14 protein-coding genes are annotated in these 12,214 nt (G+C 68.7%); 10 read left to right on the forward strand and 4 right to left on the reverse strand.

Going from position 1 to position 12,214, the window contains the following annotated elements:
- The first annotated feature begins 7 nt into the window (after nucleotides 1-7).
- The 7 genes from AB0912_RS21875 (at nucleotide 8) to AB0912_RS21905 (ending at nucleotide 6,639) form a co-directional block, all read left to right on the forward strand.
- Nucleotides 8-403, forward strand: coding sequence for a YciI family protein (locus AB0912_RS21875; protein WP_366702198.1), 396 nt, complete (start codon nucleotides 8-10; stop codon nucleotides 401-403).
- 8 nt (nucleotides 404-411) lie between these two features.
- Nucleotides 412-1,329, forward strand: a complete 918-nt coding sequence (locus tag AB0912_RS21880; protein ID WP_366702339.1) for an NAD(P)-dependent oxidoreductase — start codon at nucleotides 412-414, stop codon at nucleotides 1,327-1,329.
- Nucleotides 1,326-2,231, forward strand: a complete 906-nt coding sequence (locus AB0912_RS21885; protein ID WP_366702200.1) for a fumarylacetoacetate hydrolase family protein — start codon at nucleotides 1,326-1,328, stop codon at nucleotides 2,229-2,231. Before AB0912_RS21880 ends, AB0912_RS21885 begins: the two co-directional genes overlap by 4 nt.
- A gap of 175 nt (nucleotides 2,232-2,406) precedes the next feature.
- Complete coding sequence (locus AB0912_RS21890) at nucleotides 2,407-3,150, forward strand: GntR family transcriptional regulator (protein WP_366702202.1); 744 nt, start codon at nucleotides 2,407-2,409, stop codon at nucleotides 3,148-3,150.
- 11 nt (nucleotides 3,151-3,161) lie between these two features.
- Nucleotides 3,162-3,593 carry a heme-binding protein gene (locus AB0912_RS21895; RefSeq protein ID WP_366702204.1) on the forward strand — a complete coding sequence of 144 codons (432 nt, stop codon included), beginning with the start codon at nucleotides 3,162-3,164 and terminating at the stop codon, nucleotides 3,591-3,593.
- Between the two features lie 3 nt (nucleotides 3,594-3,596).
- Nucleotides 3,597-5,339, forward strand: coding sequence for a CocE/NonD family hydrolase (locus AB0912_RS21900; protein ID WP_366702206.1), 1,743 nt, complete (start codon nucleotides 3,597-3,599; stop codon nucleotides 5,337-5,339).
- Between the two features lie 202 nt (nucleotides 5,340-5,541).
- Nucleotides 5,542-6,639 carry an LLM class flavin-dependent oxidoreductase gene (locus tag AB0912_RS21905; protein ID WP_366702208.1) on the forward strand — a complete coding sequence of 366 codons (1,098 nt, stop codon included), beginning with the start codon at nucleotides 5,542-5,544 and terminating at the stop codon, nucleotides 6,637-6,639.
- Nucleotides 6,640-6,798: 159 nt separating this feature from the next.
- Here the strand turns inward: AB0912_RS21905 and AB0912_RS21910 are convergent, their stop codons facing one another.
- The 4 genes from AB0912_RS21910 to AB0912_RS21925 all read right to left on the reverse strand — a co-directional run bounded on the left by AB0912_RS21910 (nucleotide 6,799) and on the right by AB0912_RS21925 (nucleotide 10,050).
- Nucleotides 6,799-7,113 (reverse strand): flavin reductase family protein, encoded by a 315-nt coding sequence (locus AB0912_RS21910; RefSeq protein ID WP_366702210.1) that lies wholly within the window; start codon nucleotides 7,111-7,113, stop codon nucleotides 6,799-6,801.
- Nucleotides 7,114-7,301: 188 nt separating this feature from the next.
- On the reverse strand, nucleotides 7,302-8,309 hold the full coding sequence (dmpG, locus tag AB0912_RS21915; protein WP_366702212.1) for a 4-hydroxy-2-oxovalerate aldolase: 1,008 nt from the start codon (nucleotides 8,307-8,309) through the stop codon (nucleotides 7,302-7,304).
- Nucleotides 8,306-9,253, reverse strand: a complete 948-nt coding sequence (locus tag AB0912_RS21920) for an acetaldehyde dehydrogenase (acetylating) (RefSeq protein ID WP_366702214.1) — start codon at nucleotides 9,251-9,253, stop codon at nucleotides 8,306-8,308. The genes dmpG and AB0912_RS21920 overlap by 4 nt, the downstream gene beginning before the upstream one ends.
- Nucleotides 9,250-10,050 carry a fumarylacetoacetate hydrolase family protein gene (locus AB0912_RS21925; RefSeq protein ID WP_366702216.1) on the reverse strand — a complete coding sequence of 267 codons (801 nt, stop codon included), beginning with the start codon at nucleotides 10,048-10,050 and terminating at the stop codon, nucleotides 9,250-9,252. The genes AB0912_RS21920 and AB0912_RS21925 overlap by 4 nt, the downstream gene beginning before the upstream one ends.
- A gap of 182 nt (nucleotides 10,051-10,232) precedes the next feature.
- On the opposite strand from AB0912_RS21925, the gene AB0912_RS21930 reads away from it, so the two are divergent.
- From AB0912_RS21930 to AB0912_RS21940, 3 genes are all read left to right on the forward strand, one after another.
- Nucleotides 10,233-10,949 (forward strand): IclR family transcriptional regulator, encoded by a 717-nt coding sequence (locus AB0912_RS21930; protein ID WP_366702341.1) that lies wholly within the window; start codon nucleotides 10,233-10,235, stop codon nucleotides 10,947-10,949.
- A gap of 213 nt (nucleotides 10,950-11,162) precedes the next feature.
- A complete protein-coding gene (locus tag AB0912_RS21935) occupies nucleotides 11,163-11,420 on the forward strand; it encodes a hypothetical protein (RefSeq protein WP_366702218.1) in 258 nt (85 codons plus the stop codon).
- A 219-nt stretch (nucleotides 11,421-11,639) separates the two neighbouring features.
- Complete coding sequence (locus AB0912_RS21940; RefSeq protein ID WP_366702220.1) at nucleotides 11,640-12,191, forward strand: TetR/AcrR family transcriptional regulator; 552 nt, start codon at nucleotides 11,640-11,642, stop codon at nucleotides 12,189-12,191.
- Nucleotides 12,192-12,214: the final 23 nt, after the last annotated feature.

Raw genomic sequence — 12,214 nt, forward strand, 5'->3', positions numbered from 1 at the left:
CCCTAAAGTGGATACACATCAGGACGCGAGTGCTCACACCTCGTCGTCTGCCGACCGGCTCCTCGGCCAGGACTACTGGCTCGTTTGGTCAACGCCGAACGAAGGTGTCACGGCGGACCAGGTAACGGAATTCGTCGACGAACACCTTGAATGGCTGCTGGGACTGGAGCGGGAAGGCGTCGTGTTGTGTTCCGGCCCGCTCCTTTCCGGACCGGGCACAGCGCCCGGATCGGGGGTGACCGTCCTGCGCGCCGACGATGAGGAAAGCGCTCGTGCGCGGGCTTCGGCGGATCCGTTCGTCGTCCACGGCCTCCGTACCTTCACGCTGCACCGCTGGCGTTTGAACGAGGGCAGTTTGCAGGTGCGGATCATGCTGGGCGCCCGAACCTTCGAATGGAAGTGAGGCAGCTAATGAATGCAGCAACGCCCCCTGAACGGCGGTCAGTCGGTGTGATCGGACTCGGCCGGATGGGACTGCCCATCGCGCAGAACCTGCTCGAACGCGGCTTCGCGGTGATCGGCTACCGGCGCAGCGGTTCGCCCGAACTGAAGAGCGCGGGCGGCGTGGTCGCGGGCAGCCCGGCCGAAGTCGCCGCCGGCAGCGAGGTGTTGATCTCCATCCTGCCCGACATCGCGGCCGTCGAGCAGGTCGTCACGGGCCTCGACGGGATCCTCTCGGCACTGCGGCCCGGCACGGTGCACCTGGAGATGAGCACCGTCGACGCCGGCCGGAAGCGCCTTCTGCGCGATGCCGTACGGAAGCATGGTGGCGACCTGCTCGACGCTCCGATCAGCGGAAGCCCCGGAATGGTGCGCCCGCGCCGGACAACCGTCTTCGCCTCCGGTGAGGAAGCGAGCATCGAGCAGATCCGCGATGTGCTCGACGCGGTGGCCGGATCATGGGTCAACACCGGCGAGTTCGGCAACGGCGCGACGATGAAGTACATCTCCGGCATGCTGATGGCCAGCCACACCGTTGCGGCGGCCGAGGCCATGGTGACCGCGCGCCGTGCGGGCCTCGACCTCGAACTCGTACAGCGCACCCTCGACAACTCGATCGCGGGATCGGCCCTCCTGGCGCAGCGGGGGCCCGTGATGCGTGAGCGGTCGTGGGTGCCGGCCCCCGGGCCGGTGGAGACCCTCCACGCGATCCTTGAGCAGGCCGAGAAGTACGTCGGCGCGCTCGGTCTCGTCGCGCCGGTGTTCGCCGCCAGCAAGGAAGTCTTCGACAATGCCGTCGCCGACGGTTGGTCCGAACTCGACATCGCCTGCGTCCACGACCAGATCGCCGGTCGGCAGGCCCTCGACGGCACCGGAGGTGTCGCGTGAGCGGGATACAGACTCCGTCCTGGTCGCTGGCCACTTGTCGCGACGGTGCCGGGGCCGCGTCGCTGGCGGTCCTTCTGGAGGACGGTACGTTGCTGGCCGCGCCCGAACTCAAGCGGTGGGACACGATGCTGGACCTGCTTGACGACTGGGCCACGGCGGAACCCGTGCTGAGGCGGCTGGAACTGGAAGGCGTGCCATCCGTCAACGACGTGGGTTTGGTCGCTCCCCTCCGTTACCCGCGCAAACTCATCTGCGCCGGGGTCAACTACCGGCGGCACATCAAGGAGATGGGTGCCGACGTCCCCGCCGAGGGATGGCATCCCTTCTTCTTCCTCAAGCCCCCGACGACGACGGTCATCGGCCCCGCCGACCCGCTCACGGTCCACGACCGGGAGCGCACTCGATACGACTGGGAGGCGGAGCTCGCCGTGGTGATCGGCCGCGGCGGCCGGGCCATCCCCGTGGAGAGCGCGCTCGACCACGTGGCGGCGTATGCCGTCGCCAACGACGTGACCGCGCGGGCTCTCCACAAGCGGACCGCCGTGCCGGCCGCGCCGTTCGTCTACGACTGGGTCGCCTCCAAGGCCATCGACGGATCCTTCCCGATGGGCCCCGGGCTGACCCCTGCCTTCCTGGTACCCGACCCGCAGGACCTGCGACTGAGGCTGTGGGTCAACGGCGAGCTGCAACAGGACGAATCCACGGGGGACATGATCTGCTCGGTCGCCGAACTGATCGCCGCGGCAAGCCAGGTCATGACCCTGGAACCGGGCGACGTGATCGCGACAGGCACCCCGTCGGGCGTCGGAGCCCCGCGAGGACGTTATCTACGCGGCGGCGACGTGGTCCGCGTGTCCATCGACGGCCTCGGTTCCATAGAGAACACCGTCCAAGAACCGTGACATGAAAAGGGGGCGCCGCGCCCGGACGTGTTGGTCGCGGGCCGCGCTCCCATGGCGGGATCGGTCAGTCCGCACAGCCATTCCAGGTTCACTAAGTGTGGACACTTGACGGCTGAAATTTCTGTCGACACACTTGAAGTGTCGTCACTGTCTACCGAATGGGGAGTCAGGGGCCATGGCTGACCGAGTAGTCCAGACGGCGATCACCACTCAGGGCGCGCCGGTATCCGGGAAGGCGGCCGTCGACCTTGTGCACGACCTGTTGCGCAGGCAGATCCTGGAGGGTCGGCTCGCGCCGGGCGCAGTGGTGTCCCAGGCTCAGTTGGCCCGAGACCTCGGAGTCAGCAGGTCTCCCGTGCGGGAGGCGTGCCGCCTGCTGGAGAGTGAGGGGCTGGTCGACGCCCGGTACAACTACCGCGTTCAAGTGGCCGACTTCTCGTTGGCGGACCTGGAGGAGATCTACGCTTCCCGGCTCGTCCTGGAGACGCTGGCCGTGAGCCTGAAGCTGCCGAAGCTCTCCCAGGCCGACTTCACCGAAATGAACGAGGCGCTCGGGGAGATGAGGGCCGGCGCCGCGGAGCGGGACTACGACCGGTTCACCATTCCCCACGACCGGTTCCACAGGTTCCTGTTCATCGACTTCGGCTACCGCATGTCGCGGCAGATCGCCCGGCTGGTCGACCACGCGCAGCGATACAGGCGGGTCTACACCACGCAGACCCCGATGGCATGGGACGTCGTGCTGGCGCAGGACACCCGGATCCTGGGGGCGATCAGGAGCGGCGACTTCACCACCGCCACCGAGGAACTGGCACGACACCTGGCCTCCACGGCGCTGGCCATGATCGCCCTCATCGATCCGGGATACGAACCGCTGCTGGTGAGGGCCGCAATGAAACAAGTCTGCAGAGATGGGTGAGAGGTACTCGAATGGACACCACAGCCACCTACGATCGGCCGACGATCTCCTACGCCACCGCGAGCCGGCTCGTTGCCGCCGGGGTGCGGGCGGCCGGCGACAGCGGTGTTCGGGCGAGCATCGTCGTCACCGACATGACGGGTGAACCCGTCGCGACCGCCCGCACCGACGGAGCGGGGATGCTGAGCATGACCGTTGCCGCGCACAAGGCATGGACGGCGGCGATGACGGGGCAATCCACTGAGGACGTGCACGCGTTCGTGGCCGCGGATCCCGGCGCGGTCCTGAGTATGCCCGCGGTTCCCCGGTTCACCTTGGTGCCTGGCGGCTTCCCGTTCGTCAGCGGCGGCCGGCCGGTCGGAGCGATCGGTGTGAGCGGCGGCAGCAGCGCGCAGGACTCGGCGATCGCGCGAGACGCGCTCGCCGAAGTGGGCGAGCTGTAAGCCGTGTACGCCACAACGTGGCGGACATCCCCCCGCGAGTTCGGTGTCATCGTCGAACGGCACGTCCGCATTCCCGTGAGTGACGGGGTCACACTGGACGCGGACATCTACCGGCCCGACGCGGTCGGCACCTTCCCGGCGCTGCTGGGCATACACGCCTACGACGGGGCCATGCAGAGCACCCCCGCGCGGCCACGTGCCATGAACGGAGAGAACGCGCAGGCGGAAGCCGGAGACCCCTACTACTACGCCCGCCGCGGCTATGCCCACGCGATCGTCAACGCCCGGGGCACGGGCGCCTCGGACGGAAAGTACACACACTACGGTCCGCAGGACGTCGACGACGGCGTCGCGATCATTGCCTGGCTCGCTGAGCAACCATGGTGCACCGGCGGTGTCGGACTCTTCGGCGCCTCGTACTTCTCCGTGGTGGCCAAACAGATCGCGGCGCGCAACCCCCCGGCCCTGAAGGCGGTGTTCGCCCCCTTCGGCTACACCGACTTCTATCGGGACAAGTTCTACCACGGCGGAATCCTGGCCCGGACGTTCCTCACCTCCTGGAGCAGACATCTGGCCGGAGTGCGCGTGGAAGGCTGGAGCAGAGAGCACCTGGGCACCGAGGAGTACGAGCGACGGCTGACGAACCTGCGAGCGGATGCGGACATCATGGCGGTGCCCGAACTCGCCGCCGCCCTCGCTGCCCCGGACGCCGGCCCGAACCCCCTGATCGTCGACGTCCTGATGAACCCGCTGGACGGCCCGTACTGGCACGAGCGCAACCCCGACCTCGACGCCATCCGGGTGCCGATCGTGCTGGGCGCGTGCTGGAGCATGTACGGCCTGCACCTGCCCGGCGAGTTCCGCGCCTGGAGCCGCGTCCAGGCGCCGAAGAAGCTCATCGTCGGCCCTCCGGTCTACCTGGACCGGCCGATCTACCAGTACGCCGCGCAATCCCTGCGCTGGTTCGACCACTGGCTCAAGGGCAACGACACGGGATACCTGGACGAGCCCCCTGTCCAGCTCTTCTTGCCCGGTGACACCGGCTCCTGGCTCGACGCCGACGAATGGCCACTGCCGGACACACGCTGGCACTCGTTCTTCCTGCACTCCGGCGGCCTGCTGTCCGAGCACGAGTTCTGGCCCTACGAGGGGGCCACCAGCTACCAGGACAACCTGTTCAACGAACGGGGAGCAGTCACCTTCACCACCCCGCCGCTCGTGGAGCGCACGGAGGTGGTGGGACCGGCCACCGTGACGCTCTACGCGGCCACTACCGACGACGAGCTGTTGCTCTTCGTCAGCCTGTGGGTGGTCGACACCGACGACTCCCGGCACATACTGACGCGAGGGTGGCTGCGCGGCAGCCTGCGAGAGGTCGACGAAGCGGCGTCCACACCGTGGCTGCGCGAGCACACCTTCACCGCGAACAAGCCCGTCGTCCCCGGCGAGGCGCACCGATACGAGCTGTCTCTCACCCCCACCGCCCACGTCTTCAAGCCGGGGCAGCGGGTGCAGGTACAGATCAGCTCGGCCGACACGGACGAGACGGGGACGTTCCTGGACCTGCTCGCACAGGGCCACCTCCTGCGCCGGCACCCCTCATGGGTCAGCGTCCTGCACGACGCCGACCACCCCTCGGAGCTAGCTCTCCCGATCCTCAACGGCAACCGCATCGGCACCTATCTGTCGGGCGGCGTCCGCGCACCCCGTCCGGGCGGGCAGCCGTCCGGACGGGACGGATGGTGAACCACCGACCTGGCGGCACCCGCGTTCCGGCCCGCCGTGTCCTCAACAGCGTTGCAACGTGCTGGAACGGTGCCTCAGCCGTCCGAAGCAGTGGCACGGCATCGCTACCCGCAACGGCACCCCGACTCTCAACAGGCCGCCGTCACCCTCGCTTCACTCCCGATGCGGGCGTGACATTCGCCGACAACCCCTAGGAGTAGCGATGATCACCCCCTGGCTCTTCGACATCTTCAACTATCCCTGGTCCACGGACGCCAAGCAGTTCGACGCCGCGGCCTGCCAGGAGCTGTACGACTGGCACTTCGAATCCTGGGTCCTGGCCGAGGAGGCCGGATTCGAAGGCACCTTCTTCAGCGAGCACCACTACACGCCCTACAGCGTCTCTCCCTCGCCCAACCTGCTCGTCGCCGCTCTCGCGCGGCGCACCAGCAGGATGAGGCTGGGCGTCATGGCGAACATCGTCCCGATGCACAATCCGCGCCGGCTGGCCGAGGAATTCGCCATGCTGGACTACCTCACGAACGGCCGCCTGGAGATCGGACTCGGACGAGGTATCGACGAGCGGGAGTTCGCGCGGGAGGGAATCCCGATGGACGAGACCCGGCCCCGGTTCGAGGACGGCCTGAAGCTCATTCACGAGATGTCCGCCGAGCCGGTCTTCACGCACTCCAGCCCGTACGCCTCCTTCGAGAAGACGTCGATGTGGCCGCAGGCGCGGCCGGGACGGTCCAAGCCATGGATCACCGCGCTGAGCCCGGCGACCATCGACTGGTGCGCCCAGCAGGGATACCGGATCTCCACTGCCTTCCAGCCGACCAGCAAGCTGCGCGAGGTGCACGACACCTATCGGGCGGCGGCGCGGAAGGCGGGCCACGCCTCCGGCCCCGAGACGGTCATGGCGTTGCGGAACGTCTTCGTGGCGGAGACGGACGAAGAGGCACGCGCGATAGCCGAACCGGCCCTGAACCACATGTTCGGGCTGTTCAAGGAAGCGATCGTGTGGAACGACCTGGAGAACGTACCCCAGGGGTACTCCTCGGAGTTCTACCAGTCGTTCTTCCGGCCGTTCGCCGGAACGGGACCGGTGGACTGGCAGACACTCGTGGACCTGGGCATCTTCATCGTCGGCTCCCCTTCCACCGTACGGGAATCCCTGATCAAGCAGGTCCATGATCTCGGTTCGTCGAACATTCTGATGTGGGGATCGTTCGGCACCCTCACCAGGGAGCAGACCCTCTCCTCCTACGAACTGCTCGGCCGGGAAGTGATCCCCGCCCTCCGTGAAGAGTCCGTGGACTGACCCACGGCACCGCGCCGCCGGCCCGGCACCCGAGGCGTGAACGTCCCTCGGCGTAGCCGTAACCGCTCCCGTGACTCGTTACGCCGTATCGCCCGCCCGTGCAGCACGGGCGGGCGATACGGCGTAACGAACCGACGGAGCCTGAGTTCGGCAGAGGGCCTAGCCGTTGCCCGCGCCGCTCGGCAGCAGTTGCCGGAACTCGCTCAGATCGCGCGCGATGTCCGTGTGTTCCTCCGCCAGCACGCTGATCCCCACACGCGGTGCGGCCCGCAGAATCGGCCAGGTGGTGGAGGTGTGAGCGACGCGCACCGAGACCAGCGGCGGGGTGAGCGAGACGCAGGTGAACGCGCTCGCTGCCAGTCCCACCGGCGTGCCGTCGACGTGTGCGCACAGGGCGGTGACGCCACTTGGGAACATGGCGTACGCGCGGCGCAGCGCCTCGGGCGTGAGGATGTCGTGGTCTGTCTCGGTCATAGGGTCACCTCTGAAACGTATCGGTGCCGACGGATTCGACTCGCGGGGTCTGCCTCGGCGGCGAGTTCCGCCGGTGGACCGGCCACCGCCCCGTGGGGGTGGTGGCGTCGGCACGGATGACGGGGCCGGCGCGGTGTGCTGACCTCCGAACTCGCGCGATGTCCCCCGACTCGCCGGACGTGCGCAGATCACTGGCCTGCGAGGTCCAGCGCGATATCCGTGATCATGTCCTCCTGGCCGCCGACCATCTTGCGCCGGCCGACCTCCACGAGGATCGAGCGAGTATCGAGGCCGTACCGCTCGGCGGCGATCTCGGCGTGCCGGAGGAAACTGGAGTACACACCCGCGTATCCGAGCGTGAGTGTCTCGCGGTCGACGCGCACTTCGCGGTCCTGCAACGGACGCACCAGGTCGTCCGCCGCGTCCATCAGCGGGAACAGGTCGCAACCGTGCTTCCATCCCTGGATGTCCGCCACCGCGACGAACGCCTCCAACGGGCAGTTTCCGGCGCCCGCGCCCTGCCCCGCGAGAGACGCGTCTACACGGACCGCGCCGCTCTCCACCGCCACCACACTGTTCGCGACGCCGAGTGCGAGGTTGTGGTGGGCGTGGATGCCCATCTCCGTCTCGGGGGCGAGGACGTCGCGGTAGGCCTGGAAGCGTGCGCGGACGTCGGCCATGGTCAGTCGGCCACCCGAATCCGTCACGTACACGCAGGACGCGCCGTAGGACTCCATCAACTTGGCCTGGCGGGCCAGGACCGCGGGTTCGGCCATGTGGGACATCATCAGGAAGCCGGCGACGTCCATGCCGAGATCCCGCGCGGCGGCGATGTGCTGGGCGGAGATGTCGGCCTCGGTGCAATGGGTGGCGATCCGAACCGAACGGATGCCGAGACGATGCGCCTGCTTGAGGTCGTGGACGGTTCCGATGCCGGGCAGCAGCAAAGTGGTGGGGATCGCGTTCCGCGCGGCGTCGGTGACGGCCTCGATCCATTCCCAGTCGGTGTGCGCGCCCACACCATAGGTGAGCGAGGAGCCGGACAGGCCATCCCCGTGTGCGATTTCGATCGCCGCGACGCCCGCCGCGTCCAGTGCGGAGGCGATGGAGCGGGCCTGCTCGACGGAGTAGCGGTGTCGTACCGCGTGCATGCCGTCCCGCAGGGTCACGTCCTGAATGTAGAGAGGACTGGTCACTTGGCCGGCACCTCCTTCTTCTGATGGGCCGCGACCCGCTCGCCGGTGCGCAGTGCCGCGGAGGTCATGATGTCCAGGTTGCCCGCGTAGGAGGGCAGGTAGTGCGCGGCTCCCTCCACTTCCAGGAAGGCGGAGACCTTCCAGGCCGTGCCCTCGCGTTCGTTCGGCGGGAAGAGACCGCGCTGGGAGTCGCCGACCGGCACGGGGTCGAACTGCACCTCCTGCTTGAGCCGGTAGCCCGGGACGTACTCCTGGACGCTGCGCTCCATGGCGTGGATGGCGTCGCGCACCTTGTCGGTGTCGCAGTCGGAGACGAGGCAGTAGACCGTGTCCCGCATGATCAGGGGAGGTTCGGCCGGATTGAGGACGATGATGGCCTTGCCCCGGGTGGCGCCGCCGACCTTCTCGATGGCGGAAGAGGTGGTCTCGGTGAACTCGTCGATGTTGGCCCGGGTACCGGGACCCGCGGAGCGCGAGGAGATCGACGCGACGATCTCCCCGTAGTGGACCGGAACGACCGAGTCGACGGCGGCCACGATCGGGATGGTGGCCTGGCCCCCGCAGGTGACCATGTTGACGTTGGGGGAGGAGAGGTGTTCGTCGCCGTTGACCGGGGGGACCACGTAGGGGCCGATCGCCGCCGGTGTGAGGTCGATCAGCGTGCGACCCAGCGGACGGAGCACCTCCTCGTGGCGCCGGTGGGCGCCGGCGGAGGTCGCGTCGAAGACGATCTCGACATCATCGAATTCTGGCATCCGGACGAGGCCGTCGATCCCCTCGTGCGTGGTGGCGACCTTGAGGCGCCGGGCGCGCCCAAGGCCGTCCGACGCCGAGTCGATGCCGGCCATCGCGACAATCTCCAGGCTCTCCGACAGCCGCAGCACCTTGATCATGAGATCGGTGCCGATGTTGCCAGAGCCGATGACGGCGACTTTGGTGGTCACTGGGCAGGGCCTTCCTGAGCGAAGCGGACACGGACGGAACCGAGCCCCGAGATACGGGCCTCGAAGCGGTTCCCGGGTACCGCCGGGACCATCGGTCCAAGAGCGCCGGTGAGGATCACGTCACCTGCCCTGAGCGAGTCACCCATCTCGGCCAGAGCGCCGGCCAGCCACACAGCGGCGTTGAGGGGGCCGTCCAGGCAGTCGGCGCCGGTGCCCGAGGAGACCTTCTCCTCGTCGCGCAGCAGCGTCATCGTCACCTGCCGCAGGTCGAGGCCGGAGAGCGGAACGGGAGCGCCGCCGAGGACGAAGAGCCCGCTGGAGGCGTTGTCGGCGATGGTGTCGGTGATGGTGATGTCCCAGTCGGCGATCCGGCTGTCGACGATCTCCAGGGCGGGCAGCGCGAAGTCCGTGGCGCGGATGACGTCGGCGATGCCCGGCTCCGGCACATCAAGGTCGGTGCCGAGCACGAGGGCCACCTCCGCCTCCACCTTCGGCTGCAGCAGCCGGCCGGCGGGGATGGTGCCGCCATTGGGAACGGCCATGTCCGACAGCAGGGCACCGAAGTCAGGCCGGTCCACCCCCAACTGCGCCTGCACCGCGGGGGAGGTCAAGCCGATCTTGCGCCCGACGATCCGGCGTCCGCCGCCCAGTTTCCGCTCCACATTGAGGCGCTGCACGGCGTACGCGGCGCCGACGTCATGGGGAGGGAGCCGGTCACGCACCGGCGATACCGGCTTGCCGGAGCGTTCGGCTTCGGCCAGGAGATCGGCGGTCTCACTCACCGCGCGGGAAACCATGACGGACAACCTCCGGAACGGGTTCGAGGCTGGAGGAAAGACGGTTGGTTCGTTGAGGCAGGTATAGACGGGGGCGTGCCGGGCATCAAGGAACGTTCCGCCACGTGGAACAAACGCGCCCGGGCCAGCTCCTTCCGTGTCAGGCTGGAGCCGTGACAGGGAACGACACCGCGCACGGCAACATGCTCGACAGAGCGATATGGCTGCTGGACTGCTTCCGCCCGGAGGGCGGCAAGCGCCGTCTGTCCGACCTGGCCGCACGGACCGGACTGGCCAAGAGCACCACGCACCGGCTTGCCGCCGATCTGGTGCGTCTGGGGTTGCTCGAGCGTGTCGGGCGCGAGTACCAGCTCGGCGGTCTGCTCTTCGATCTCGGCGGCCTGGTGCCGCGCCGTCAGGATCTGCGGGAGGTGGCGCTCCCCTTCCTCCAAGACCTGTACGAGGCGACCCGAGAGACCGTCCACCTGGGCATCCGGGAGGACTGGTCCGTGGTCTACCTGGAACGCATGCACGGCCACGAAAAGCTTCCCCTGCCCTCCAGAGTGGGCGGCGCCCTGCCGCTGAGCTGCACCGGCGTCGGGAAGGCGTTGCTCGCGTTCTCCCCTGGGGAGGTGACCGAGGAGCTGCTGGCCGGTCCGCTGCCCCGTCTCACCCCGAACTCGGTGACCGATCCGGTCCGTCTCCGCGCGATGCTGGGCCAGGCCCGGCTGGCGGGCCTGGCCTACGAAGAACAGGAAGCGGTGCTCGGAGTGAACTGCGTGGCGTCCCCCGTCTTCGCCGCTGACGGCACGGTGGCCGCAGCCGTTTCGGTGGCGGTTCCCGTAGCCCGCTGGAATCCGGCCCAGCTCGGCGCGGCCGTACGCACCGCGGCACTGGGGCTGACCCGGGCACTTCGCTGACCTTGCCGAGGCCGCGCTTGCCGCGGTTGACGTTGCCGAGGCCGGCCTTGCCGCGGCTGACTTTGCCGCCGCCGGCCTCGGAGAACCGGACCGTACGGGCGCGGATTGTCCGCCGCAACCAACCTCTGGGGCATATCGCTGGGGGCCGGCACATGGGCCCGCCCCGGGGACAGGTCCTAGCGTGGTGTGCGTCGAGCGTACTGGAGGTTCGCTGTGGACAGCCCGGTCAGTCCGTTGCTTCAGGAACTCACCCGCATCGAGGACCTCATCCGCGTACGGGAGGCCCAGAAGAGCGCGCGAGAGGCCGCTCTGGAGGGCGAACTCACCAGTTTGCTCGCGGAGATCAGGAGCCTGCGCCAGGCGGTGGCGCACCTGCGGGTCAGCCGCGGGCCACTGCCCGCGGATCTGTACCCGGTGGTCGCTCGGGCGATGGCGGAGAGCGGCGCCACACCGGAGGCCGTCGACCGCTGACCGGCGGCCGGCCTCTCCCGGCCCCACCACGCGCCCTCGGCACCGGGCTCTTCAGCGCCGGGGGAACGCCTTCCGCCGTGCTCTCGTCGGAGGCGGCGGTACTTGCGATACGCGACCGGAAGCGTATCGACGGGGGGAGGACGTCTCTTGAAGAGCACACCAAGTGTCCCGCGGGCCGACGGACCGGGCAGATCTTCCGCCCCGGGCCGGCCGCGCGACATGAGCCGTGACGTGGCGATCCTCGACGCGACGCTGTCCTTGCTGACCGAGATCGGATACGACCGGTTGTCCATCGAGGCGGTCGCGGCCCGCTCCGGTGCGGCGAAGGCGACCATTTACCGCCGGCACCGGGACAAGGCCGCCCTCGTCGCCGCCGCGGTCGAGTACCGCTCGCGTGCCGCGCCGCCCGAGCCGGCCTCGGACGACCTGCGCGAGAACCTGCTCGGGCTCGTCACCTGGCTGGCGCGACAGATCGCCGAGCAGGAAGTCGGGCTGCTCGGGGCGCTGTTCGCCGGCATGCGCCGCGACCCGAGGCTCGCCGACGAGATGCGCCGCATACTGCGCCGCGACGGGGCCGGGTTGACCGATCACTCGCTGCGCAAGGCGATCGGGCGCGGAGAGTGCCTAGCGCCCCAGGCCGCCGCGCTCTTCGCCGAGGTCGCCCCGGCCGTGATCGCGCACCGACTTGTCGTCGTCGGCGAGCGGTGCGACGACCAATTCTTCAGGCATCTCGTCGACGACATCCTTCTGCCGCTGCTGCGCGGCCGGTAAGGCGGCCTGCACGAGACGGACTT

This window comes from Streptomyces sp. NPDC007084 (genome assembly GCF_040703595.1).
Lineage (GTDB): Bacteria > Actinomycetota > Actinomycetes > Streptomycetales > Streptomycetaceae > Streptomyces.